Here is a 24,204-nt window from a genome sequence, read left to right on the forward strand (position 1 = left end):
CCGGCATCGATTGGAAGAACCGGCGGCCGCACGCGCCGGCCGCCACAACTCACATCAGCACTCGAAGCTGCGAACGAAGCGGCACGCGTGACACGCGCCGCCGTCGATCATGACAGCTTCCCGTGACAGTGCTTGTACTTCTTGCCGCTGCCGCACGGGCACGGATCGTTGCGGCCGACCTTCGGCAGCTCGCCGCCGGGGCCGCTGTGGGCCATTGCGCTGCCGACCATGTCGGCCGTCGCAGCAGCAGCCGCAACGGCCGCTCCGCCGGCCACCGGTGCGGCGGCTTCGGCGAACTCGGCGTGCTGGTACTCGACGTTCTCGAGATGGCCGCTGCGCTCCTCGATCTGCTCGGCCGCTTCCTCGAGCTGCTCCGGCGACTGGATCTGCACGTTCATCACGATCCGCGTGACTTCCTGCTTGATCGCGTCGAGCATCGCGGCGAACAGCTCGAACGCTTCGCGCTTGTATTCCTGCTTCGGGTTCTTCTGCGCATAGCCGCGCAGGTGGATGCCCTGGCGCAGGTGATCGAGCGCCGCGAGGTGTTCGCGCCACAGGCGGTCGACCGTCTGCAGCATCACCGAACGCTCGAACGCGCTGAACGATTCGCGGCCGACCATCGCGACCTTTGCGTCGTACTGCTCGTCTGCGGCCGTCATCACGGCATCGAGAATCTCCTCGGCCGTGATCGACGTCGACTCGTTCACCATTTCCTGTATCGCGAGGTCGAGCTGCCAGTCGTTGCGCAGCGCTTCCTCGAGCTCGGGCACGTCCCACTGCTCCTCGATGCTGCCTTCCGGCACGAACTGGCGGACGACTTCGGCAATCACGCCGTGGCGCATCGCGGTGATCGTCTCGGTGATGTCGTGTGCTTCGAGCAGTTCGTTGCGCTGCTGGTAGATGACCTTGCGCTGGTCGTTCGACACGTCGTCGTATTCGAGCAGCTGCTTGCGGATGTCGAAGTTGCGCGCTTCGACCTTGCGCTGCGCGGATTCGATCGAACGCGTGACGATGCCGGCCTCGATCGCCTCGCCTTCCGGCATCTTCAGGCGATCCATGATCGAGCGCACACGATCGCCCGCGAAGATGCGCAGCAGCGGATCGTCGAGCGACAGGTAGAAGCGCGACGAGCCCGGATCGCCCTGGCGGCCCGCACGGCCGCGCAGCTGGTTGTCGATCCGGCGCGATTCGTGGCGCTCGGTGCCGATGATGTGCAGGCCGCCCGCGGCCTTCACCTGCTCGTGCAGCGTTTCCCACTCGTCGTGCAGCTGCTGGATGCGGCGCGCCTTTTCGTCGGCCGGGATCGCTTCGTCGGCCTCGATGAACGCGGCCTGCTTCTCGGCGTTGCCGCCGAGCACGATGTCGGTGCCGCGGCCGGCCATGTTGGTCGCGATGGTGACGCGCTTCGGACGCCCGGCTTCCGCGACGATCGCGGCTTCACGCTCGTGCTGCTTCGCGTTCAGCACTTCGTGCGGCAGCCCGGCCTGCTTCAGCAGGTGCGACAGCAGCTCGGAGTTCTCGATCGACGTCGTGCCGACCAGCACCGGCTGGCCGCGCTCGTAGCAGTCGCGGATATCGCGGATCACCGCGTCGTAGCGCTCCTTGGCCGTCTTGTAGATCTGGTCCTGCTTGTCGATCCGCTTCGGCGGACGGTTGGTCGGGATCACGACCGTCTCGAGACCGTAGATCTCGTTGAATTCGTACGCTTCGGTGTCCGCGGTACCCGTCATGCCCGCGAGCTTCGCGTACATCCGGAAGTAGTTCTGGAACGTGATCGATGCGAGCGTCTGGTTCTCGCTCTGGATCTTCACGTGCTCCTTCGCCTCGACGGCCTGGTGCAGGCCGTCGGACCAGCGGCGGCCGGCCATCAGGCGGCCCGTGAATTCGTCGACGATGACCACTTCGCCGTTCTGCACGACGTAGTGCTGGTCCTTGTGGAACAGCGTGTGGGCGCGCAGCGCCGCGTACACGTGGTGCATCAGCGTGATGTTCTGCGGCGCGTACAGGCTCTCGCCATCGCCGATCAGGCCCCATTCGGCGAGCAGCCGCTCGGCCTTCTCGTGACCCGATTCCGTCAGGAACACCTGGCGCGACTTCTCGTCGAGCGTGTAGTCGCCCGGCTTCTCGACGCCCGTGCCGTCGGCCTTCTCCTCGCCGATCTGGCGCTCGAGCAGCGGCGGCAGCGCGTTCATCCGCACGTACAGTTCGGTGTGGTCCTCGGCCTGGCCCGAGATGATCAACGGCGTGCGCGCCTCGTCGATCAGGATCGAGTCCACTTCGTCGACGACCGCGAAGTTCAGTGCCCGCTGCACGCGCGCGTCGGTCTCGTAGACCATGTTGTCGCGCAGGTAGTCGAAGCCGAACTCGTTGTTCGTGCCGTACGTGATGTCCGCCGCGTAGGCCTGCTGCTTCTGGTCGTGCTCCATGCCGGACAGGTTGATGCCGACCGACAGACCGAGGAAGTTGTAGAGGCGCGCCATCCATTCGGCGTCGCGCTGCGCGAGGTAGTCGTTGACGGTCACGACGTGCACGCCGCGGCCGGCCAGCGCATTCAGGTACACGGGCAGCGTCGCGACGAGCGTCTTGCCTTCTCCGGTGCGCATTTCCGCGATCTTGCCGTAGTGGAGCACCATGCCGCCGATCAACTGCACGTCGAAGTGCCGCATCTTCAGCACGCGACGGCTCGCCTCGCGGCAGACCGCGAACGCTTCGGGCAGCAGTTTGTCGAGCGACTCGCCGGCCGCGACCCGCTGGCGGAATTCATCCGTCTTGCCGCGCAACTGGTCGTCCGTCAGCTTCTCGATCTGCGTTTCGAGCGCATTGATCGTCGTGACGGTCTTTTGGTATTGCTTGACGAGCCGCTGGTTGCGGCTGCCAAAAATTTTCTGGAGAAAACCGGTTGTCATCGGATCGGATCCTGCGTCGCAGCACCGGCGTCCGGCGCGTGTTGCGCGCCCCGACGCCCGAGCCTCGGCGGCTTAGCGAATTAGTGGACTCAAACGTCGAATTTTAGCACGCGGGGACGCGCGCGCCCGCGTCTCGGCCGGACGGGCATTGCACGCCGAGGCCGCGCAGACGGGGCGAAAGCCGCCCGTGCACGAGCCGGCGCGGGTACAATCGGCGTCAACGTCCGCGCGCGTGCGCGCCCGAAGAATGTCTCGATGAACCGATTTTCCAAGCGTTTCGGCCCGCTCGCCGCGCATCGCCCGCAACCCGTGTCCGAAGTGCTCGGCCGCACCGACGCGTTCACTGCGCTGCGCGCCGGCGTCGAGCAAATCGCGTCGCTGCAGCGCGATCTGTCCGCGCTCCTGCCCGACTATCTTGCGAATCATGTCGAACCGGGCTTCGTCAAGGACGGCACCCTGACCCTCTTTGCCGCGCACAACGCGCTGGCCGCGCGGCTGCGGCAGGTCGAGCCGCGGCTGCTCGGCGATCTCCAGAAGCGCGGCTGGCCCGTCGCGACGCTGCGCGTGCGCGTGCGTCCGAAGGACGCGCCGGAGCCGCCGCACGTGAAGCAGGCGCGGATGACCTCGGTCGGTGCCGCCGCATTGCGCGACCTCGCCGACCACCTCGAACCGTCACCGTTGCAGGCCGCGCTCGCGAGGATGGCCGCCCGGCACGGCGCGAAATCGCCGCGCTGAGCGCGCCGCCGGCGGCGGCCGGCCAATAAAAAAACGGCCCGCAGGCCGTTTTTTATTGGCGATACCGAACGCCGGTCAGGCGAACGCAGTCTGCGCGTCGAACGCGAAGCCGCTCGGCGCGGCCTGCGGATCGTCGAACGTGACGATCTCGTATGCATCTTCGTGCGCGAGCAGCTCGCGCAGCAGCGCGTTGTTCAGCCCATGCCCCGACTTGTACGCGGTGTACGACGCCAGCAGCGGATGGCCGACCACGTACAGGTCGCCGATCGCGTCGAGCATCTTGTGCTTCACGAACTCGTCGTCGTAGCGCAGCCCGTCGTTGTTCAGGATCCGGTACTCGTCGAGCACGATCGCGTTGTCCATGCTGCCGCCGCGCGCCAGGCCCAGCTCGCGCAGCATCTCGGCTTCGTGCGCGAAGCCGAACGTGCGCGCGCGTGCGATCTCGCGCACGTACGACGTATTCGCGAAGTCGACCTCGAGCTCCTGGCCCGTCTTGTCGACGGCCGGGTGGCGGAAGTCGATCGAGAACTTCAGCTTGAAACCGAAATACGGATCGAGACGCGCGAACTTGTCGCCGTCTCGGATTTCAACCGGCTTCGTCACCTTGATGAAGCGCTTCGGCGCGTTCTGCTCCTCGATGCCGGCGGACTGGATCAGGAACACGAAGGTCGCCGCGCTGCCGTCCATGATCGGGATTTCCTCGGCCGTCACGTCGACATAGAGGTTGTCGATGCCGAGGCCAGCGCATGCCGACATCAGGTGTTCGACCGTCGACACGCGCGCACCATCCTTCTGCAGCACCGACGCGAGCCGCGTGTCGCCGATCGACATCGCCGATGCGGGAATGTCGACGGGCGTAGGCAGGTCGATGCGCGAGAAGACGATGCCCGTGCCCGGCGCGGCGGGACGGAGCGTCAGTTCAATCTTGCGGCCCGAGTGGAGACCGATACCCACGGTCTTCACGATCGATTTGATGGTGCGCTGCTTCAGCATGGTGTTCTTCGTCTTGATTGAAGATATCAATCAGGAGTTATATCCGATAGATGAGATTATAGCGTAATTCCCTATTCAACGCTGTTTGAAACTGCGTATCAATCTGTTTCGGCAGTTTACCCGCGCAGATACGGGACGGGCCGATGCCCGGAACGGAGGCGTTTCCGGTCATCGGCCCGTGTTACAACTGTCCTGAGGCCGGTGAGCAGCGTTGCCGGCAGGCAACGGCGCACCGCACGATCAGGACGTCAACGTCGCGAGAACACTCGCCGCATCGCTCACTTCGAATTTGCCCGGCGCCTCGACGGCCAGCGTCTTGACCACACCGCCGTCAATCACCATCGCGTAGCGCAGGGAACGAATTCCCATGCCACGCGCGGACAAATCCTGCGTCAGCCCCAGCGCATGAGTGAAAGCCGCGCTGCCGTCCGCCATCATGCGCACCTTGCCCGCGGTGTGCAGATCACGTCCCCATGCGCCCATCACGAATGCGTCGTTGACGGACACGCACCAGATCTCGTCGATACCCGCCGAGCGCAGTTGCCCGGCGTGTTCGACGTAGCCCGGCACATGCTGCGCCGAGCAGGTCGGCGTGAAAGCGCCCGGCAATCCGAAGATCACCACCCGCTTTCCCGCGACCTGGTCGCGCACGCTGAAGGCATTCGGCCCCAGCGTGCACCCTTCGCGCGCGTCGTCGATGAACTCGAACAACTGCGCGTCGGGCAGCGCGTCGCCCACTTGAATCATGGCTGGTCCCTCATAGCGATACGGTTTTTCAGCGTGTTGCGGACAGCACGGCCCATCCCGCCCCGCCGAAGCGAAGAGGGCACGTTTCCCGGCCCGGCGTCGCATCCGACGCGGCCTGTCGTGGTCCGCAGCATCCGTCACGCCGGCGATACCGCGGCGATTCCGCCGCGGCTTCGCCTGTGTTTGCGTCAGTCAGCCTGCTTGCGCAGGAAAGCCGGGATGTCGTAGGTGTCGACACCCTTCTCCTGCAGCGCCTGCACGTGCGATGCCGCGGTTTCGCGCGAGTTGCGCCACACCGCCGGCGTATCGAGCGCGCCGTAGTCGGCCGTGCTGACATGATGCGGCTGCGCATAGCCATGCGACACCGCGCTGACCGGCTGGTTGTCCGTACCCGTGCGCAGCAGCGTCATCGGAGCCGACTGCTGCTTCTTCGCCGCACGGCCCAGACCCGTCGCCACGACCGTCACGCGCAACGCATCGCCCATCGCGTCGTCGTACACCGCACCGAAGATCACCGTGGCATCTTCCGCCGCGTAGCTCTTGATCGTGTTCATCACTTCGCGCGTTTCCGACAGGCGCAGCGAACGGCTCGACGTGATGTTGACCAGCACGCCGCGCGCGCCCGACAGATCGACGCCTTCGAGCAGCGGGCTCGCCACGGCCTGTTCCGCCGCGAGGCGTGCGCGATCGACGCCGGCGACCGTCGCCGTGCCCATCATCGCCTTGCCCTGCTCGCCCATCACCGTCTTCACGTCTTCGAAGTCGACGTTCACGAGGCCGTCCACGTTGATGATTTCGGCGATGCCTGCGACCGCGTTGTTCAACACGTCGTCTGCGCACTGGAAGCACTTGTCCATCTCGGCGTCGTCGCCCATCACGTCGAACAGCTTGTCGTTCAGCACGACGATCAGCGAGTCGACGTGATCCTCCAGTTGCTGCGAGCCTGCTTCAGCGACGCGCATCCGCTTGCCGCCTTCGAACTCGAACGGCTTGCTGACGACACCGACCGTCAGGATGCCCATCTCTTTCGCGATCTGCGCGACCACCGGTGCCGCGCCCGTGCCCGTACCGCCGCCCATGCCGGCCGTAATGAACACCATGTGCGCGCCGCGCAGTGCGTCGGCGATGCGCTCGCGCGCTTCTTCCGCTGCCGCACGGCCCATTTCCGGCTTCGCACCGGCGCCGAGGCCCGTGTTGCCAAGCTGGATCACCGACGATGCACGCGAACGCGACAGCGCCTGGGCGTCCGTGTTCATCACGATGAAGTCGACGCCCTGCACGCCGCGGTTGATCATGTGCTGGACGGCATTGCCGCCAGCGCCGCCAACGCCGACCACCTTGATGATGGTGCCGTTGGTCTCGGTTTCCAGCATTTCGAATTCCATGTTGCCTCCGTCAAGAGAATGACTGCTAATCGGCCGTTATTCGGCAGGAGATCGGGCAACCCCCTGTCGCGCGCCAGCCGCCGGCACCAGCGCGAATTTCGATTCGGTTTGTCCCCAAGAAAACGCCGGGCCGCCCCAAGTTTTCTTGGCCCCCTCGGGGGGCAGGCTCGGCATGCCGAGCCGTGGGGGTGCTCAAAAGTTGCTCAGGAACCATTCCTTCATCCGCGAGAACACCTGCCCCGCGTTGCCGGACTGCACGGCGACCTTGCGGCCGCGCATGCGCTGGGCACTGCCTTCGACGAGCAGCCCCATCGCCGTCGAGTAGCGCGGATTGCGCACGACGTCGGAGAGGCCGCCTGCATACTCCGGCGCGCCGATGCGCACCGGTTTCAGGAAAATGTCTTCGCCGAGCTCGACCATGCCCGGCATCATCGCGGCACCGCCGGTAATGACCACGCCGGAGCTCAGCAGTTCTTCGTAACCCGACTCGCGCACGACCTGCTGCACGAGCGAGAACAGTTCCTCGACGCGCGGCTCGATCACGGCCGCGAGCGCCTGGCGCGACAGCGTGCGCGGGCCGCGCTCGCCGAGGCCCGGCACTTCGACCATCTCGTCCGGATCGGCGAGCGCCTGTTTCGCGATCCCGTAGCCGACCTTGATGTCTTCCGCGTCCGGCGTCGGCGTGCGCAGCGCCATCGCGATATCGCTCGTGATCTGGTCGCCGGCGATCGGAATCACCGCGGTGTGGCGGATCGCGCCTTCGGCGAAGATCGCGATGTCCGTCGTGCCGCCGCCGACGTCGACCAGCACCACGCCGAGATCCTTCTCGTCTTCCGTCAGCACGGCCAGCGACGACGCGAGCGGCTGCAGGATCAGGTCGTTCACTTCCAGCCCGCAGCGGCGCACGCACTTGACGATGTTCTGCGCAGCGCTCACCGCGCCCGTCACGATGTGCACCTTCACCTCCAGGCGGATGCCGCTCATCCCGATCGGCTCGCGCACGTCTTCCTGGCCGTCGATGATGAATTCCTGCGTGAGGATGTGCAGCACCTGCTGGTCGGTCGGGATGTTGATCGCCTTCGCGGTCTCGATCACGCGCGCGACGTCGGTCTGCGTGACTTCCTTGTCCTTGATCGCGACCATCCCGCTCGAGTTGAAGCTGCGGATGTGGCTGCCCGCGATCCCCGTGAACACGTTGGTGATCTTGCAGTCGGCCATCAGCTCGGCTTCCTCGAGCGCGCGCTGGATCGACTGCACGGTGGCCTCGATGTTGACCACCACACCTTTCTTCAGACCCTTCGACTCGCTCTGGCCGAGGCCGATCACCTCGTAGTGACCCTCGCCTTTCAGCTCGGCGACGATGGCCACCACCTTCGACGTGCCGATGTCGAGGGAAACCAGCAGATCCTTGTAGTCTTTGCTCATAAAGTGCTCTTGCGTGTGATCTCTCGTTACTTCTTGCGCTTGTCGGTATCGGTCAGGAACCGCATGCCTGCCGCGCGAATCGCGAATCCGTTCGGATAGCGCAGATCCGCGTACTCGATGTCGTTGCCCCAACGCTCCGTGACGGCCGGCCAGGCCGCGACAAGGCGCTGGCTCCGGTCATGCAGCGTGTCGCTGTTGCGTTCCTTGCCCAGCTCGACCTGCATGCCGTTCGACAGCTTCACCGTCCACGCGTACCGCGCCGACAGCGTCACTTCTTCCGGCGCCGCCTTCAGCGGCGCAAACCATTTCCCGAAATCCCGATACCGCGTGACGACTTCCTTCGCACTGCCCTCCGGGCCGTCGAACGCCGGCAGTTCCTTGTCGAGTTCGCCCTGGTTCGCGGTGAACAGCTCGCCGTCGACGCTCACCAGCTGGTCGCTGCCCCAGGTCCCGAGCGGTTTGTACTCCTCGAGCGTGACAGCCAGCGCATTCGGCCACACCCGGCGCACGCTCGCGTGGCGCACCCACGGCATCTGCTCGAACGCGGCACGCGCCGTATCGAGATCGACCGTGAAGAAATTGCCCTTCAGCCGACCGACCACGCCCGCGCGCACCGTCGGCGAGTTGATGTGCTCGGTGTCGCCGTCGATCCGGATTTCCCGCAGCGCGAACGTCGGGCGCTGGATCAGCCAGTAGCAGCCGGCCGCCGCCAACACGAGCAGCAGCAGCGCGTACAGCGCGCTGGCGGCAAGGTTGAGTTGGCGAACGTTGTTCCACATACGTCGTTTCGTTCCTGCGTCAGTCGTTGAGCGTGAGCGACAGCACCTTCACGACCAGCTCCGAATAGCTGATGCCGACCGCGCGCGCGGCCTTCGGCGGCAGCGAGTGGTCGGTCATCCCGGGGGCCGTGTTCACTTCCAGGAAATACGCATTGCCGGCCGCGTCGAGCATGAAATCCGCGCGGCCCCAGTCGGTGCAGCCGAGCACGTCGAACGCGCGGCGCGCGATGCGCTTCAGCTCCGCTTCCTGTTCGGCCGGCAGGCCGCACGGGATCAGGTACTGCGTATCGTCGGCAACGTACTTCGCGTGGTAGTCGTAGAACTCGCCCGCCGGCACGATCTTGATCAGCGGCAGGTCGAGATCGCCGGCGATGCACGCGGTGTATTCGCCGCCGCCCTCGATGCTCTTCTCGACGATCACGATCTTGTCGTGCGTCGCGGCTTCCTCCAGCGCGGCCGGCAGCGCGTCGGCCGTCTTCACCTTCAGCACCGCGACGCTCGAGCCTTCGCTCGCCGGCTTCACGAACAGCGGCAGGCCGAGCTTCGCGACGATGTCGGTCGTGCGCGCCGCGAGATCGTCGCCGCGCATCACCGTCTCGAACGGCGGCGTCGGCACGCCCGTCTGCTGCCACACGAGCTTCGTGCGGAACTTGTCGAGACCAAGCGCCGACCCGAGCACGCCGCTGCCCGTGTAGCGGATCCCGTAGAAATCGAGCGCGCCCTGGATCTGGCCGTTCTCGCCGTAGCCGCCGTGCAGCGCGTTGAACGCGCGCACGAAGCCTTCGTCCTTCAGCGCCGACAGCGGCCGCTCGGCCGGGTCGAACGGATGTGCATCGACGCCCGCGTCACGCAGGCCCTGCAGCACGAGGCGGCCCGAGGTGAGCGACACCTCGCGCTCGGCGGATTCGCCGCCGAACAACACTGCCACCTTGCCGAAACGTTTCGGATCGATCCCGCTCATGTCATGCCTTCTGTTGTGTGTTCTGCACGAGCTTCGCCGGCACGCCGCCGATCGAACCCGCGCCCATCGTGATCACCACGTCGCCGTTGCGCGCGACCTTCGCCAATGCATCCGGCACGTCGTCGACCGTCGCGACGAACACCGGGTCAACCTTCCCCACCGCGCGCAGCTCGCGCGACAGCGCATCGCCGTTGGCCGTCGCGATCATGGCCTCGCCGGCCGCGTAGACTTCCGTCAGCACCAGCGCATCGACCGTCGACAGTACGTTGACGAAATCGTCGAAGCAGTCGCGCGTACGCGTGTAGCGGTGCGGCTGAAACGCCAGCACGAGGCGGCGGCCGGGAAACGCGCCGCGCGCGGCCGCGATCGTCGCCGCCATCTCGACCGGGTGATGGCCGTAGTCGTCGATCAGCGTGTACTGGCCGCCGTCCGCGGTCGGCACCTCGCCGTAACGCTGAAAGCGCCGGCCAACACCGTTGAATTCCGCCAGCGCCTGCTGGATCGCGTCGTCCGCCACGCCGAGGTCGGTCGCGATCGCGATCGCCGCGAGCGCGTTCTGCACGTTGTGCAGGCCCGGCATGTTCAGCACGACCGCGAGCGGTGCGCGCCCTTCGCGGATCACCGTGAAATACATCCGGCCGTCGCGCGCATCGATGTCTTCCGCGCGCACCTGCGCGTCCTGCGACAGGCCGTAGCGCACGACCGGCTTCGAGATGAACGGGATGATCTGCCGCACGTTCGGATCGTCGACGCACACGACCGCGCTGCCGTAGAACGGCAGGCGCTGCGTGAATTCGATGAACGCCTGCTTGAGCCGCGCGAAATCGTGGCCGTAGGTGTCCATGTGGTCGGCGTCGATGTTCGTGATGACTTCGATCACCGGATACAGGTTCAGGAACGACGCGTCCGATTCGTCGGCCTCGGCGACGATGAAATCGCCCGTGCCGAGCCGCGCGTTCGCGCCGGCGCTGATCAGCCGCCCGCCGATCACGAAGGTCGGATCGAGGCCGCCTGCCGCGAGCACGCTCGCGACGAGGCTCGTCGTCGTGGTCTTGCCGTGCGTGCCGGCGATCGCGATCCCCTGCTTCAGGCGCATCAGCTCCGCGAGCATCACCGCGCGCTGCACGATCGGCACGCGCTGGTGGCGCGCGGCCAGCACTTCCGGGTTGTCCGAGCGCACGGCCGTCGACACGACGACCGCGTTCGCGCCCTCGATGTTCGCCGCGTCGTGGCCGATCGCGATCCGTGCGCCGAGCGCCTGGAGACGATCGGTCACCGCATTGCGCGACAGGTCCGAGCCGCTGACCTCGTAGCCGAGGTTGACGAGCACTTCGGCGATGCCGCTCATGCCCGCGCCGCCGATCCCGACGAAATGAATGTGTTTGACGATATGTTTCATTGCAATATTTCCAGGTTCGCGCCGGCCACCTTCGCGCAAACGCGCGCGACTTCATCGGTGGCCTCGGGCTTCGCCAATGAGCGCGAACGCTCCGCCATGTCCGCGAGCGACGCCCGCGTCTGGCCGCGCAGCCAGTCGGCGAGCAAATCCGCCGACAGGTCGCGTTGCTGCACCAGCACCGCCCCGCCCGCATCCGCGAGGAACGCGGCGTTGGTCGTCTGGTGATCGTCGACCGCGTAAGGGAACGGCACGAACAGCGCCGCCACGCCCACCGCCGCGATCTCCGACACCGTCATCGCGCCCGAGCGGCAGATCACGAGATCCGCCGCCGCGTACGCAGCTGCCATGTCGTCGATGAACGGCACGAGCCGCACGTCATCGCCGGCCGCGAAACCGGCCGCTTCGTAATTCGCCTTCAGCGCGTCGATATGCTTCGCGCCGGCCTGGTGCACGATGCGCGGGTGTTCGCCCGGCGCCAGCATCGCCAGCGCGCGCGGCACGACTTCGTTCAGCGCGGCCGCGCCGAGGCTGCCGCCGACGACCAGCACGTTCAGCGGGCCGCTGCGCGATGCATAGCGTGCTTTGGGCGCTTCCGTGCGTGCAAGTTCCGTGCGAATCGGGTTGCCGGTCCATTCCGCGTGCGGCAGCGCACCGGGGAACGCGACGAGCACGCGTTTCGCGAATTTCGCGAGCACCTTGTTCGTCAGGCCCGCGATCGAATTCTGTTCGTGCAGCACGAGCGGACGGCCCGACAGCGCTGTCATCACACCCGCCGGGAACGTGATGTAGCCGCCCATCCCGAGCACGACGTCCGGCCGCACGCGGCGCAGCGCGCCAAGGCTCTGCCAGCATGCGCGCAGCAGGTTGAACGGCAGCGTCAGCTTGGTCTTCAGGCCCTTGCCGCGCAACCCGCCGAACCGCACGTATTCCATCGGAATGCCGTGCTTCGGCACGAGCGTCGCCTCCATCCCGGCCGGATTGCCGAGCCATACGACGCGCCAGCCCGCCGCTTCCATCCGGTGCGCGACCGCGAGCCCCGGGAACACGTGGCCCCCGGTGCCGCCTGCCATCACCATCAGCGTGCGTCGCGACGCGGTCATACCTTCCCTCCCCGCATCAGCAAGGATGAACAAACGTTTTGGCTACGGCCGCTTCGCTTGACTTCGCACGCTTCGCGCACGAAGCCAGCCTTCGCCGAAATCGCGTACTGACGCGAGGAGGTCATACCTTCCCTCCCCGCATCAGTACGCGATTTTCGTAGTCGACCCGCAGCAGCACCGCGAGCGCGACGCAGTTCAGCAGAATGCCGGAACCGCCATAGCTCACCAGCGGCAGCGTCAGGCCCTTGGTCGGCAGCAGCCCGAGGTTCACGCCCATGTTGATGAACGTCTGCGCGCCGAACCAGATGCCGATGCCCTTCGCCGTCAGCCCAGCGAACGTGCGGTCGAGTGCGAGCGCCTGGCGGCCAATCTCGAAAGCGCGACGCACGATCCAGTAGAACAGCAGGATCACGACCATCACGCCGACGAAACCGAGCTCCTCGCCGATCACCGCGAGGATGAAGTCGGTATGCGCTTCGGGCAGGTAGTTCAGCTTCTCGACGCTGCCGCCGAGGCCGACGCCGAACCACTCGCCGCGGCCGAACGCGATCAGCGAGTGCGTGAGCTGGTAGGCCTTGCCCTGCGCGTAGCGCTCGTCCCACGGATCGAGATACGCGAAGATCCGCTCACGACGCCACGGCGACAGCCACACGAGCATCGTGAAGGTGCCGACCGCCGTCGCGACGAGGCCGCCGAACAGCTTGCCGTTCACGCCGCCGAGGAACAGCACGCCCATCGCGATCGCGGCGATCACCATGAACGCGCCCATGTCCGGCTCGAGCAGCAGCAGTGCACCGACGAGGCCGACCGCGCACGCCATCGGCAGGAAGCCCTTCGCGAAGCTCTGCATGTACTCCTGCTTGCGCACCGTGTAGTTCGCCGCATAGATCGTCACCGCGAGCTTCATGACTTCCGACGGCTGCATGTTCGTGATGCCGAGCGGAATCCAGCGGCGCGCGCCGTTCACGCCCTTGCCGACGTGCGGGATCAGCACGATCACGAGGCTGACGAGCGCGATCAGGAAGAGATGCGGCGCGTACTTGTCCCACGTCGACACCGGCACGCGGAACGCGATCACCGCCGCGACGAACGCGACGACGAGCGACACGCAGTGGCGCATCAGGAACGCGTAATCGTGATACGACGCGTATTTCGGCGAATCGGGCATCGCGATCGACGCCGAGTACACCATCACGACGCCGAGCCCGAGCAGCGCGATCGCCACCCACAGCAGCGAGTAGTCGAAGTCGAGCATCCGCGACCGGCTCGGACGCACGCCGTTGACGACGCTCGCGAGGCCGCCCGTCGCGGCACGCGTGGCCGACGCGACGCGACCGCCCGCGGCGTTGCCGCCGGCATCGCGCCGGTCGTTGAAACGGGAGACGAGGCGATCGGACCAGCTCATGGCGTCGCTCCTTTGTCGATGGCGATTTCGTCGACCGCCGCACGGAACACATCCGCGCGATGGGCGTAGTTCCTGAACATGTCGAGGCTCGCGCACGCGGGCGACAGCAGCACCGCATCGCCCGGCTCCGCCAGGTCGGCCGCTGCATGCACCGCACCTTCTAGCGTTGCGTGATCGGCGAGCGGCACGCCCGTTTCGGCGAGCGTGTCGCGGATCGCCGGCGCATCGCGGCCGATCAGCATCACCGCGCGGCACCAGCGCGCGACCGGCGCGACCAGCGGCGCGAAATCCTGCCCCTTGCCGTCGCCGCCGGCGATCAGCACGATCTTCTGCGCGAGCCCGTCGAGCGCGGCGACCGTCGCGCCGACGTTCGTGCCCTTGCTGTCGTCGACGTAGTCCACGTCGTCGATCGTCGCGATCACTTCGACGCGATGCGCTTCGCCGCGGTATTCGCGCAACGCGTGCAGCAGCGGCGCAGCCGGCAGGTCGATCGCACGCGCGAGCGCGAACGCGGCCAGCGCGTTCGCCGCGTTGTGCAGCCCGCGAATCCGCAGCGCGTCGGCCGGCATCAAGCGCTTCTGCGCGATGTCGGGCGTATGCGCGGCGTCGCGCTTGCGCCGGCGGGTCGGCGCCGCTTCCTCCGGCGCGTCGCGATCGACGGCTTCCACCAGCCATGCGATGCCGTTGTCGCGCGACAGCCCGTAGTCGCCGTCCTGGGTCGGCTCGTTCAGGCCGAACGTGACCGTGCGCGGCGCGTCGGCCACGCCCGCTACCGGCGCGAACTTCATCACGGCCGCGTCGTCGCGGTTCAGCACGCGCGTCGTCGTCGCGCCGAAGATCCGGCCCTTTGCATGCGCGTACGCATCGAAGCTGCCGTGCCAGTCGAGGTGGTCCTGCGTGATGTTGAGGATCGCGGCCGCATCGGGCGCGAACGTGCGCGCGGTCTCGAGCTGGAAGCTCGACAGTTCGAGCACCCACACGTCGGGCAGCGCCGTTTCGTCGATCGCGCCCGCGAGCCGGTCGAGCATCGCCGGGCTGATGTTGCCTGCGACGGCGACCTTCTTGCCCGCGCGCTGGCACAGCAGGCCCGTGAGGCTCGTCGTCGTGGTCTTGCCGTTGGTGCCCGTGATCGCGAGCACCTTCGGCTGGTAGCCGCTCGTGCCGAGCGCGCGCAGCGCCTGCGCGAAGAATTCCAGCTCGCCCCACACCGCGATCCCGCGCTCGTTCGCGGCCGCGACCAGCGCTGCGAGCGCCGGCTCGAGCGGCGACAGGCCGGGGCTCAGCCCGACGATCTCGACGCCGCCGTCGAGCAACGCGGGCGCGAACGGCCCGCCGACGAACTCCGCATCGATGCCTTCTGCCTGCAGCGCGGCAAGGTTGGGCGGCGCCTCGCGGGTATCGGCAATCCGCAGCCGGCACCCGTGCCTCGCGCACCATCGCGCGATCGCGAGACCCGATTCCCCGAGCCCCAGTACGAGCACCATCGGCCGTTGCCGATCTCCAAACATCTCGCCAGACATCCTTGTTACCTTTCCTTTACCGCAGCTTGAGGGTGGTCAGACCGAACAGGCACAGCATCAGCGTGATGATCCAGAAACGCACCACCACCTGCGTTTCCTTCCAGCCGGACAATTCGAAATGGTGATGCAGCGGCGCCATCTTCAGCAGGCGCCGCCCTTCGCCGTAGCGCTTCTTCGTGTACTTGAACCACGAAACCTGCAGCATCACCGACAGCGTTTCCGCGACGAAGATGCCGCCCATGATGAACAGCACGATTTCCTGGCGCACGATCACCGCGACCGTGCCGAGCGCGCCGCCGAGCGCCAGCGCGCCCACGTCGCCCATGAACACCTGCGCGGGGTGCGTGTTGTACCAGAGGAACGCGAGCCCTGCCCCGCCCATCGCGGAACAGAAGATCAGCAGCTCGCCCGCGCCCGGAATGTGCGGGAACAGCAGGTATTTTGAATACACCGCGCTGCCCATCACGTACGCGAACACACCGAGCGACGCGCCGACCAGCACGACCGGCATGATCACGAGGCCGTCGAGGCCGTCGGTCAGGTTCACCGCGTTGCTCGCGCCGACGATCACGAAGTAGGTCAGCACGATGAAGCCCCACACGCCGAGCGGGTAGCTGATCGACTTCAGGAACGGCAGCATCAGGTCGGCGCGTGCCGGCAGCCCCATCGACAACCCGCTGCGCACCCACGCCATGAACAGGTCGAACACGCGCACGTTGTTCGCCTCGGACACGCTGAAGGCGAGGTAGACGGCCGCGAACAGACCGATCACCGACTGCCAGAAATACTTTTCGCGCGACGACATCCCGCGCGGATCCTTGTGGACGACCTTGCGGTAATCGTCGACCCAGCCGATCACGCCGAAACCGAACGTGACGAGCATCACGATCCAGATGAAACGGTTCGTCAGGTCGCCCCACAGCAGCGTCGCGACCGCGATGCCGATCAGGATCAGCACGCCGCCCATCGTCGGCGTGCCGGACTTGACGAGGTGCGTCTGCGGACCGTCCTTGCGCACGGCCTGCCCGACCTTCATTTGCGTCAGCTTGCGGATCACCCACGGTCCGCACACGAGCCCGATCCCCAGCGCGGTGATGGTGGCCATCACCGCCCGGAACGTGAGGTACGTGAACAAGCGCAAAAAGCTTGCGTCTCCTTGCAGCCATTGCGCCAGCGCCAGCAGCATGCTTCCTTCCTTCTACTCAGTGGGCAGCGGGCGTCGCGCCCGCTGCGGGTTGGTTCGTCAGCGCGTCAACCACGCGCTCCATCTTCATGTACCGCGAGCCCTTCACGAGCACCGTCGCCTGCGCGCCGTAGCCCGCCGCGAGCAGCGCAGACACGAGCGCGCCGACGTCGTCGAAATGGCGGGCTGTGTCGCCGTATGCCGTACAGGCATCGCGCGATGCATCGCCGAGCGCGAACAGCGCGTCGATCCCGCGCTCGCGCGCATAGACGCCGATCTCGCGATGGAATGCCGGCCCTTCGTCGCCGACTTCGCCCATGTCGCCGATCACCAGCACGCGCGGCGCCGGATGCGCGGCGAGCACGTCGATCGCGGCACGCATCGAATCGGGGTTCGCGTTGTACGTATCGTCGACGACCGTCGCGCCCGCGAGGCTGCCGGCGATCGCCTGCTTCACCTGCAGCCGGCCCTTGACCGGCTCGAACGATTCGAGGCCCTGCCTGATCGCCGACAGCGCGACGCCGGCGCCCAGCGCCGCGGCCGTCGCGGCCAGCGCGTTGCGCGCGTTGTGCTCGCCGAGCGCACGCAGCCGCACCGTGACGGCGCCGGCCGGCGTGTCGATCGCGAGTTCGCCGCCTTGCAGACGGCCCGTGACCTGCGCCTCGGTCTGCCGGTCGGCATCGTTCAGCGCGAAATCGAGGATCCGGTTGCCCGTCGCCGCGACGCGCCAGATGCCCGCGTACGCATCGTCGGCCGGGAACACCGCGACGCCGTCCGGCGGCAGCGCGTGAATCACGGCCGCGTGTTCGAGCGCGACGGCTTCGACCGTCGCCATGAATTCCTGGTGCTCGCGCTGCGCGTTGTTGACGAGCGCGACCGTCGGCGCCGTGAGGCGCGCGAGGATTTCGGTCTCGCCCGGGTGGTTCATCCCGAGCTCGATCACCGCGAGGCGATGCGCGGCCGACAGGCGCAGCAGCGTCAGCGGCAGGCCGACGTCGTTGTTCAGGTTGCCGGCGGTTGCGAGCCGCGCGTCAGTGCCGACCGCCGCCGCGAAGATCGACGCGATCATTTCCTTGACGGTCGTCTTGCCGTTGCTGCCCGTCACCGCAACGAGCGGCAGCGGGAATCGTTTGCGCCAGCCGTGCGCGAGCGCGCCGAGCGCGGCGCGCGTTTCGCCGCCTTCGATCGCCGGCATCGCGAGGCCCGCCGGCACGTGCGCGACGAGCGCCGCGGCAGCACCGCGCGCCGCGACATCGGCGAGGAAGTCGTGCGCATCGAAGCGCTCGCCCTTCAGCGCGACGAACAGGTCGCCCGGGCCGACCGTGCGGCTGTCCGTCGACACACGGTCGAACGTGACGCCCGCGTCGCCGTGAACAGTTGCGCCGGGAATCAGGCGAGCGGCTTCGTCGAGACTGAGCATCGTCATTCGCCGCCTCCCTTGCCGTGCGTCGGGCGCGCTGCCAGCGCGAGCCGCGCGTGATCCTGGTCGGAGAACGTACGTTTCTTGCCCATGATTTCCTGCGTCGCCTCGTGGCCCTTGCCGGCCAGCACGACGACGTCCTCGCGTGCAGCGCCGCGCACGGCCTGCAGGATCGCGCTCGCGCGATCCTCGATACGGCGTGCGCGAGCGGGCACGGTCATGCCCGCGACGATCTGGTCGATGATGCGCTGCGGATCTTCGCTGCGCGGGTTGTCGCTCGTGACGACGATTTCGTCGGCGAGCCGCTCCGCGATCGCGCCCATCAGCGGCCGCTTCGTCGCGTCGCGGTCGCCGCCGCAGCCGAACATGCACACGAGCCGGCCGCCGCGCGCCGCGGCGATCGGGCGCAGCGCGTCGAGCGTCTTCTCGAGCGCGTCGGGCGTGTGTGCGTAGTCGATCACGACGAGCGGTTCGTCGTTCTGCAGCCGGCCGCCAAGCCGCTGCATCCGGCCGTTGACGGACTCGAGCCGTTCGATCTCGGCGAGCGCCGCGTCGAACGGCACGTCGGCCGCGAGCAGCGAGCCGAGCACGGCGAGCAGGTTGCTGACGTTGAACGTGCCGAGCGTGCCGACTTCGACGTCCGCGTCGCCCCACGACGAACGCAGGCGGAATGCCGTGCCGGTCGCGGTAGCGCGCACGTCGAGCGCGACCAGCTCGCGATCGGCGTCGGGCGCCTGCGCGTCGCCGATCCCGTACGCGATCGTGCGCACGCGGCCGGCCAGCTTCTCGAGCAGGCTTTGGCCGGCTGCGTCGTCGCGGTTGACGACCGCCGCGCGCAGGCCACGCCATGCGAACAGCTTCGCCTTCGCCGCCTCGTACGCGTCGAACGTGCCGTGATAGTCGAGGTGATCCTGCGTGAGATTCGTAAATACCGCGATGTCGAACGCCGTACCATTCACGCGCCCCTGATGCAGCGCGTGCGACGATACTTCCATCGCCACGGCCCGCGCGCCCGCGTCGCGCAACTGCGCAAGGCTGCGCTGAAGCTGCGACGCGTCGGGTGTCGTGAAGCCCGTCGGCACGAGCTGGCCTGGCATCCCGCTGCCGAGCGTGCCGATCACCGCGCACGGCTGGTGCAGCGCCGTCAGCGCGGCGGCGATCCACTGCGTGCACGAGGTCTTGCCGTTCGTACCGGTCACGCCCACCGCAAGCAGGCTGTCGCTCGGGTCGCCGTACCAGCCGCTGGCGATCTCGCCGGCGAGCTGGTCGAGCGCCGGCACCGCCAGCGCGACGGGCACGGCCGGCGCGGCGGCCAGCCCTTCCGGTTGATACAGCACGGCGGCCGCACCGCGTGCGACGGCGTCGGGAATGAAGGCGCGGTTGTCTGCCCCGTCGACCGCATACGCGACAAACACGTCGCCAGCCTCGAGGCTGCGCGTGTCGGCATGCAGTTGTGCCGCGGGGGCCACATGCTGACGCAGCCACGCAAGCGCGGCTGCGATCTGCTGATGCGCCGGATGGGAACTGCGGGCGGCGCTCATCGAACAACTCCTGGTGAATTACGCGTCGTGCTGGACACGATCATATGCTTCGCACCGCCACCCGCGGCCAGCTTTTGCGGCCCCGCTGCGGAAGGTGCTGCCGGCGAATCGTCAGACACGACAAGCTGCTTGATCGGCATGTTCGGCGGCACGTTCAGCGCACGCATCGTGTCGCCGGCGATCGCCGAGAATACGGGGCCGGACACCTGACCGCCGAAGTGGCTGCCGGCGGTCGGCTCGTCGACCGACACCGCGACGACGATGCGCGGATTCGGCATCGGCGCCATGCCGACGAACGATGCGCGGTACTTGCGCGTATAGCCATGGCCTTCATGCTTGTACGCGGTACCGCTCTTGCCGCCGACGCGATAACCCGGCACGGCCGCATCCGGCGACGTGCCGCCCGGCGCGACCACCGTCTCGAGCATCGCGCGCACTTCGCGCGCGGTGGTCGGGTTGAACACCTGCGTGCCCGCGACCTGCTGGTTGGGGTCGGTCTTGAAAATGGTCACGGGCATCAGCTCGCCATCGTGCGCGATCGCCGTGTACGCCCGCGCGAGCTGGAACAGCGACACCGACAGGCCATAGCCGTACGACATCGTCGCCTGCTCGATGCGGCGCCAGCTCTTCCACGGCCGCAAGCGGCCGGCCACCGCGCCCGGGAAGCCGACCTTCGGCGCCTGGCCGAGGCCGATGCTGGTATACATATTCCACATTTCCTCGGGCCGCATCGTCATCGCGATCTTCGTCGCGCCGATGTTGCTCGACTTCTGGATCACGCCGCCGACCGTCAGCGTGCCGAAACCCGCGTCGTCGGTGATCGGCGCGCCGTCGAGCACGAAATGCCCGTTGCCCGTCTCGACGAGCGTGTTCGGCGTCACGCGATGCAGGTCGAGCGCGAGCGACACCGTGAACGGCTTCATGATCGAACCCGGCTCGAACACGTCGGTCATGATCCGGTTGCGCAACTGCTCGCCCGTCATGCGCGAGCGGTCGTTCGGGTTGTACGTCGGGTAGTTGACGAGCGCGAGCACCTCGCCGGTGCGCACGTCGACGACCATCGCCGCGCCGGCCTTCGCCTTGAACTTCTCGACGGCGGCCTTCAGGTTCGCGTACGCGATGTACTGGATCTTGCTGTCGATCGACAGGTCGACGTCGGTTCCATTGTGCGGCGGGATCTGCTCGGCGACGTCCTCGACGATGTGCCCCATCCGGTCCTTGATCACGCGGCGCACGCCCGACGTGCCGGACAGCATCTTCTGGTCGCCCAGTTCGACGCCCTCCTGCCCTTCATCCTCGACGTTCGTGAAGCCGATCAGGTGCGCGGTGATCTCGCCTTCCGGATAGAAGCGCTTGTATTCGTTGCGCTGATAGATGCCCGGAATGTCGAGCGCGGCGACCTTGTCCGCGATGTCGATCGGCACCTGGCGCTTTACGTAGACGAAACCCTTGTCTTGCGACAGCTTCACGCGCAGCTCCTTCGACGTCATGCCGAGGAGCTTGCCGAGCTGGTTGACCTTGTCGGCGTCGAGATCGTCCGGCACCGCGTCGGGAATCGCCCAGATCGCACGCACCGGGAGGCTCGTCGCGAGCACGAGCCCGTTACGGTCGAGGATCTTGCCGCGCGTCGCGGGCAGCTCGAGCGTGCGCTGGTAGCGGCTTTCGCCCTGCTTCTGGTAGAACGCGTTGCCGGGCCCCTGGATCCAGAACGCCCGCGCGGCCAGCGCGACGAACGCCATGAACAGCATGAACACGACGAGCTTCGAGCGCCACATCGGCAGGTGCACACCCAGCACGGGGCTCGATGTGAATTTCACGTTCTGGCGCTTTTGCGACGGCTTCATCGCGCGCCCCCCTTGCCCTTGCCGGCCGTGTCGGCCGAAGCAGGGATCGGCGCGTCGATCGCCTTCGCGGCGCCCGGCGGCAGCGTCAGGTATTGCGTGCGGCCGGTCGTGATCGGCTGCATCTTCAGCGAATCGTTCGCAAGCTGCTCGATGCGCGACGTCTTCGACAGCGCGCTCTGCTGATATTGAAGCTGCGCATAATCCTGCTGGAGCTGACGCTCCTGCGACTGCGCGCGCTGCAGCTGGATGAAGATCTGCCGCTGCTGGTTCGTCGAGTTGACGACCGACAGCGCGCAGCCCATCACGATGATCAGCAGGAAGATATTGAAGCGACTCATGGCGTGACGCGCTCCGCAATGCGCATCACGGCGGACCGGGCGCGCGGATTCGCGGCGACCTCCGCTTCACTCGGAAACTGGCGGCTGATGATCTTGAGCGGCGGGCTCGGGAGATCGACGGCACGGATCGGCAGGCGACGATCGACCGCAGGCGCACTGGCGTGCGCCTGCATGAATCGCTTGACGATCCGGTCCTCGAGTGAATGAAAGCTGATGACCACCAGCCGCCCCCCTTGCTCCAGCAACGACAGTGCCGCGTCTAGTACGACTTGCAGGTCCGCAAGCTCTTGATTGACGTGAATCCGTATAGCCTGAAAGGTGCGGGTTGCCGGATCCTTGCCCTTCTCACGGGTTTTGACGACGTGACCCACGATTTGGGCAAGCTCGCCCGTGGTGTCGAGAGGCCCAAGACGGTCGGACTCTGCCCGGCGAGCAACAAGCGCCTTTGCAATCTGAAAAGCAAACCGTTCTTCCCCATAATCTCGTATCACCTCCGTCAATTCCTGCACCGAAGCCCGCGCGAGCCATTCGGCCGCCGACTCGCCACGCGTCGGATCCATTCGCATGTCCAGCGGACCATCGGCGCGGAAGCTGAAGCCGCGCGCCGGATCGTCCACCTGCGGCGAGGACACGCCCAGGTCCAGCAACACACCCGACACCCTCTCGACGCCGCGCGCCGCAAGCGCGTCGCGCATCGAAGCAAAGCTGTCATGCACGATCGAGAAGCGCGCATCCTCGATGCCCTGCGCCGTCTCGATCGCCCTCGGATCCTTGTCGAACGCGATCAGCCGCCCGGCCGCCGCCAGCCGCGCGAGCACCGCGCGGCTGTGGCCGCCGCGCCCGAACGTGCCGTCGACATAAACGCCGTCCGGCCGCGTCACGAGCGACTCGACCGCTTCATCCAACAGCACTGTCCGATGCTGCAATTCGTTTCCCATCGCGGGCGTCTCCGTCACCGCAATCAGAACGTGAAATTCTTCAGCGCGTCGGGCATGCCCTGCGCCATCGCCGCCTGCTCCTTCGCGTTGTAGGTCTGCGAATCCCACAGCTCGAAGTGACTACCCATTCCCAACAACATGACTTCCTTTTCCAGTCCGGCTGCCATGCGCAGCTCGGGCGATACAAGAATCCGGCCCGCGCTGTCGAGATCGACGTCCATCGCATTGCCGAGAAAAATTCGCCGCCACCAGTGCGCGTCCATCGGCAGCGCGGCGATCTTGGCGCGGAACACTTCCCATTCGGGGCGCGGAAACAGCAACAGGCAGCCGTCCGGGTGCTTGGTCACAGTCACCCGTCCTTCTGCCTGTCCTTGCAGCGCTTCGCGATAGCGAGCCGGCACCGACATCCGCCCTTTCGCATCGAGCGTCAGCGCCGACGCCCCTTGGAACACTTTCCGCTCTCCCGTTCAGGGCACCGAAGTACCCGACCAATGCTGAGAATTTAGCCGGAATAGCCCGCCAAATCACACAAAAATACACTTTCTCACACTGTCTCCCACTTTAGAGGAAGGGTGTGGCACGGTCAAGGGAGCGGCCCGCTTTTTTGACGAATTTTGTTAGTTAGAACAAGGACTTACGCGCACATGCTCATGCGCCCCCTCATTCCAAAAACCGTTATAAATGAATGAGCTAGTGCAACATGTGAAGGTGATACATGAGAAAGGCGGGCCAGACGGGCGTGCGGACGGGGCTTTCGGGGGCGGGAAAACGTGGAATAAACGGGCGGGATCGGAGGCGATGAGCCGGGGCGACGTCATGCGTCGCCCGGCGCAAATCTCAGAGATAGTATGCAGTGCTCGTCATGACTTTCGACGCGGCACGCATCAGCATCCGCGCAGGCAGCGGCAGTTCGATTCCGCCGGCGTCGGTCGCGGCCTTGCCGTGCTTCACCTCGTCGATGCGCATCTGGTCGACGATCGCGCGCGATGCCGTATCGGTCGCCGGCAGTTCCGACATATGACCTTCCAGGTGACTCTCGACCTGCCGCTCCGTCTCGGCCATGAAACCGAGGCTGACCTTGTCGCCAAGCGTGCCGGCCGCCACGCCGATCGCGAGCGCGCCGGCATACCACAGCGGGTTCAGCAGGCTAGGACGCGAATCGAGCTCTTTCAGGCGGTGCGCGGTCCACGCGAGGTGGTCCTCCTCCTCGCGCGCGGCCTCCTCGAACATCGCCTTCGCAGACGCCGTGCGCGCGGTGAGTTTCTGCGCCTGGTAGAGCGCCTGCGCGCAGACTTCGCCGACGTGGTTCACGCGCATCAGCCCTGCGGCATGCGTACGCTCCGCGGGCGTCAGCTCGACGTCCGGCGCGGCGGCCGGCGCGGGCACCGGCCGGCTCATCCGGCTAATGCCGGTCAGCGATCGCAGGCCGCGATCGAATTCGCTGATCAGTTCATCCAACACCATCCTGTTCTCCTGGCTGCATGTGCCGCCGCGAGCGGCGAGAGCACGAGTCCGCTGCGTAACCGACTTGATTATTCAGCGGAAATTGCGGTTAACCCGTGATTTTAACCATTGTTGCATAAAG

General features: G+C 66.7%; 20 protein-coding genes. 1 reads left to right on the forward strand and 19 read right to left on the reverse strand.

Annotation, left to right across the window (positions count from 1 at the left end):
- Positions 1-107: 107 nt before the first annotated feature.
- The gene (gene secA, locus BT264_RS04195) at positions 108-2,906 is read right to left on the reverse strand and encodes a preprotein translocase subunit SecA (protein ID WP_072436388.1); all 2,799 of its coding nucleotides are present in this window, start codon (positions 2,904-2,906) and stop codon (positions 108-110) included.
- 255 nt (positions 2,907-3,161) lie between these two features.
- Between secA and BT264_RS04200 the strand changes: the two genes are divergently transcribed.
- A complete protein-coding gene (locus BT264_RS04200) occupies positions 3,162-3,641 on the forward strand; it encodes a DciA family protein (protein ID WP_034182644.1) in 480 nt (159 codons plus the stop codon).
- A 75-nt stretch (positions 3,642-3,716) separates the two neighbouring features.
- Here the strand turns inward: BT264_RS04200 and lpxC are convergent, their stop codons facing one another.
- The 18 genes from lpxC to coq7 all read right to left on the reverse strand — a co-directional run bounded on the left by lpxC (position 3,717) and on the right by coq7 (position 24,083).
- On the reverse strand, positions 3,717-4,634 hold the full coding sequence (lpxC, locus tag BT264_RS04205; RefSeq protein ID WP_047899723.1) for a UDP-3-O-acyl-N-acetylglucosamine deacetylase: 918 nt from the start codon (positions 4,632-4,634) through the stop codon (positions 3,717-3,719).
- A 240-nt stretch (positions 4,635-4,874) separates the two neighbouring features.
- On the reverse strand, positions 4,875-5,381 hold the full coding sequence (locus BT264_RS04210) for a peroxiredoxin (RefSeq protein ID WP_072436389.1): 507 nt from the start codon (positions 5,379-5,381) through the stop codon (positions 4,875-4,877).
- Positions 5,382-5,569: 188 nt separating this feature from the next.
- Complete coding sequence (gene ftsZ, locus BT264_RS04215; RefSeq protein WP_006477012.1) at positions 5,570-6,766, reverse strand: cell division protein FtsZ; 1,197 nt, start codon at positions 6,764-6,766, stop codon at positions 5,570-5,572.
- A 192-nt stretch (positions 6,767-6,958) separates the two neighbouring features.
- The gene (gene ftsA / locus BT264_RS04220; protein ID WP_034182640.1) at positions 6,959-8,191 is read right to left on the reverse strand and encodes a cell division protein FtsA; all 1,233 of its coding nucleotides are present in this window, start codon (positions 8,189-8,191) and stop codon (positions 6,959-6,961) included.
- Between the two features lie 26 nt (positions 8,192-8,217).
- The gene (locus BT264_RS04225) at positions 8,218-8,970 is read right to left on the reverse strand and encodes a cell division protein FtsQ/DivIB (protein WP_034182639.1); all 753 of its coding nucleotides are present in this window, start codon (positions 8,968-8,970) and stop codon (positions 8,218-8,220) included.
- Between the two features lie 19 nt (positions 8,971-8,989).
- Positions 8,990-9,931 carry a D-alanine--D-alanine ligase gene (locus BT264_RS04230; RefSeq protein ID WP_072436390.1) on the reverse strand — a complete coding sequence of 314 codons (942 nt, stop codon included), beginning with the start codon at positions 9,929-9,931 and terminating at the stop codon, positions 8,990-8,992.
- Position 9,932: 1 nt separating this feature from the next.
- The gene (murC, locus tag BT264_RS04235) at positions 9,933-11,330 is read right to left on the reverse strand and encodes a UDP-N-acetylmuramate--L-alanine ligase (RefSeq protein WP_072436391.1); all 1,398 of its coding nucleotides are present in this window, start codon (positions 11,328-11,330) and stop codon (positions 9,933-9,935) included.
- A complete protein-coding gene (gene murG, locus BT264_RS04240; RefSeq protein ID WP_072436392.1) occupies positions 11,327-12,430 on the reverse strand; it encodes an undecaprenyldiphospho-muramoylpentapeptide beta-N-acetylglucosaminyltransferase in 1,104 nt (367 codons plus the stop codon). The genes murC and murG overlap by 4 nt, the downstream gene beginning before the upstream one ends.
- A 121-nt stretch (positions 12,431-12,551) precedes the next feature.
- Entirely contained in the window at positions 12,552-13,835 is a 1,284-nt protein-coding gene (ftsW, locus tag BT264_RS04245; RefSeq protein WP_072436393.1) for a putative lipid II flippase FtsW, read from the reverse strand.
- Positions 13,832-15,343, reverse strand: a complete 1,512-nt coding sequence (gene murD / locus BT264_RS04250; RefSeq protein ID WP_072436394.1) for a UDP-N-acetylmuramoyl-L-alanine--D-glutamate ligase — start codon at positions 15,341-15,343, stop codon at positions 13,832-13,834. The genes ftsW and murD overlap by 4 nt, the downstream gene beginning before the upstream one ends.
- A gap of 28 nt (positions 15,344-15,371) precedes the next feature.
- Positions 15,372-16,541, reverse strand: coding sequence for a phospho-N-acetylmuramoyl-pentapeptide-transferase (gene mraY, locus BT264_RS04255; RefSeq protein WP_006477019.1), 1,170 nt, complete (start codon positions 16,539-16,541; stop codon positions 15,372-15,374).
- Between the two features lie 16 nt (positions 16,542-16,557).
- Positions 16,558-17,964: a UDP-N-acetylmuramoyl-tripeptide--D-alanyl-D-alanine ligase gene (gene murF, locus BT264_RS04260; RefSeq protein ID WP_072436395.1), complete on the reverse strand. Its 1,407-nt coding sequence runs from the start codon at positions 17,962-17,964 to the stop codon at positions 16,558-16,560.
- Positions 17,961-19,499 (reverse strand): UDP-N-acetylmuramoyl-L-alanyl-D-glutamate--2,6-diaminopimelate ligase, encoded by a 1,539-nt coding sequence (locus BT264_RS04265; protein ID WP_072436396.1) that lies wholly within the window; start codon positions 19,497-19,499, stop codon positions 17,961-17,963. Before BT264_RS04265 ends, murF begins: the two co-directional genes overlap by 4 nt.
- Complete coding sequence (locus BT264_RS04270) at positions 19,496-21,343, reverse strand: peptidoglycan D,D-transpeptidase FtsI family protein (RefSeq protein WP_034182631.1); 1,848 nt, start codon at positions 21,341-21,343, stop codon at positions 19,496-19,498. Before BT264_RS04270 ends, BT264_RS04265 begins: the two co-directional genes overlap by 4 nt.
- Positions 21,340-21,681, reverse strand: a complete 342-nt coding sequence (gene ftsL / locus BT264_RS04275; RefSeq protein WP_009694564.1) for a cell division protein FtsL — start codon at positions 21,679-21,681, stop codon at positions 21,340-21,342. The genes BT264_RS04270 and ftsL overlap by 4 nt, the downstream gene beginning before the upstream one ends.
- Positions 21,678-22,619: a 16S rRNA (cytosine(1402)-N(4))-methyltransferase RsmH gene (gene rsmH / locus BT264_RS04280; protein ID WP_072436397.1), complete on the reverse strand. Its 942-nt coding sequence runs from the start codon at positions 22,617-22,619 to the stop codon at positions 21,678-21,680. The genes ftsL and rsmH overlap by 4 nt, the downstream gene beginning before the upstream one ends.
- A 23-nt stretch (positions 22,620-22,642) precedes the next feature.
- Positions 22,643-23,071: a division/cell wall cluster transcriptional repressor MraZ gene (gene mraZ, locus BT264_RS04285; RefSeq protein ID WP_006487094.1), complete on the reverse strand. Its 429-nt coding sequence runs from the start codon at positions 23,069-23,071 to the stop codon at positions 22,643-22,645.
- A gap of 385 nt (positions 23,072-23,456) precedes the next feature.
- Positions 23,457-24,083 (reverse strand): 2-polyprenyl-3-methyl-6-methoxy-1,4-benzoquinone monooxygenase, encoded by a 627-nt coding sequence (gene coq7 / locus BT264_RS04290; protein ID WP_034182629.1) that lies wholly within the window; start codon positions 24,081-24,083, stop codon positions 23,457-23,459.
- Between the last annotated feature and the right edge of the window lie 121 nt (positions 24,084-24,204).

This window comes from Burkholderia sp. NFPP32, assembly GCF_900119325.1.
Taxonomy (GTDB): domain Bacteria; phylum Pseudomonadota; class Gammaproteobacteria; order Burkholderiales; family Burkholderiaceae; genus Burkholderia; species Burkholderia pyrrocinia_C.

Excerpts from the sequence above, each read along its gene's own strand:
- secA (WP_072436388.1), bottom strand. The coding sequence starts at position 2,906 with ATGACAACCGGTTTTCTCCAGAAAATTTTTGGCAGCCGCAACCAGCGG.
- BT264_RS04200 (WP_034182644.1), top strand. The coding sequence starts at position 3,162 with ATGAACCGATTTTCCAAGCGTTTCGGCCCGCTCGCCGCGCATCGCCCG.
- lpxC (WP_047899723.1), bottom strand. The coding sequence starts at position 4,634 with ATGCTGAAGCAGCGCACCATCAAATCGATCGTGAAGACCGTGGGTATC.
- BT264_RS04210 (WP_072436389.1), bottom strand. The coding sequence starts at position 5,381 with ATGATTCAAGTGGGCGACGCGCTGCCCGACGCGCAGTTGTTCGAGTTC.
- ftsZ (WP_006477012.1), bottom strand. The coding sequence starts at position 6,766 with ATGGAATTCGAAATGCTGGAAACCGAGACCAACGGCACCATCATCAAG.
- ftsA (WP_034182640.1), bottom strand. The coding sequence starts at position 8,191 with ATGAGCAAAGACTACAAGGATCTGCTGGTTTCCCTCGACATCGGCACG.
- BT264_RS04225 (WP_034182639.1), bottom strand. The coding sequence starts at position 8,970 with ATGTGGAACAACGTTCGCCAACTCAACCTTGCCGCCAGCGCGCTGTAC.
- BT264_RS04230 (WP_072436390.1), bottom strand. The coding sequence starts at position 9,931 with ATGAGCGGGATCGATCCGAAACGTTTCGGCAAGGTGGCAGTGTTGTTC.
- murC (WP_072436391.1), bottom strand. The coding sequence starts at position 11,330 with ATGAAACATATCGTCAAACACATTCATTTCGTCGGGATCGGCGGCGCG.
- murG (WP_072436392.1), bottom strand. The coding sequence starts at position 12,430 with ATGACCGCGTCGCGACGCACGCTGATGGTGATGGCAGGCGGCACCGGG.
- ftsW (WP_072436393.1), bottom strand. The coding sequence starts at position 13,835 with ATGAGCTGGTCCGATCGCCTCGTCTCCCGTTTCAACGACCGGCGCGAT.
- murD (WP_072436394.1), bottom strand. The coding sequence starts at position 15,343 with ATGTTTGGAGATCGGCAACGGCCGATGGTGCTCGTACTGGGGCTCGGG.
- mraY (WP_006477019.1), bottom strand. The coding sequence starts at position 16,541 with ATGCTGCTGGCGCTGGCGCAATGGCTGCAAGGAGACGCAAGCTTTTTG.
- murF (WP_072436395.1), bottom strand. The coding sequence starts at position 17,964 with ATGACGATGCTCAGTCTCGACGAAGCCGCTCGCCTGATTCCCGGCGCA.
- BT264_RS04265 (WP_072436396.1), bottom strand. The coding sequence starts at position 19,499 with ATGAGCGCCGCCCGCAGTTCCCATCCGGCGCATCAGCAGATCGCAGCC.
- BT264_RS04270 (WP_034182631.1), bottom strand. The coding sequence starts at position 21,343 with ATGAAGCCGTCGCAAAAGCGCCAGAACGTGAAATTCACATCGAGCCCC.
- ftsL (WP_009694564.1), bottom strand. The coding sequence starts at position 21,681 with ATGAGTCGCTTCAATATCTTCCTGCTGATCATCGTGATGGGCTGCGCG.
- rsmH (WP_072436397.1), bottom strand. The coding sequence starts at position 22,619 with ATGGGAAACGAATTGCAGCATCGGACAGTGCTGTTGGATGAAGCGGTC.
- coq7 (WP_034182629.1), bottom strand. The coding sequence starts at position 24,083 with ATGGTGTTGGATGAACTGATCAGCGAATTCGATCGCGGCCTGCGATCG.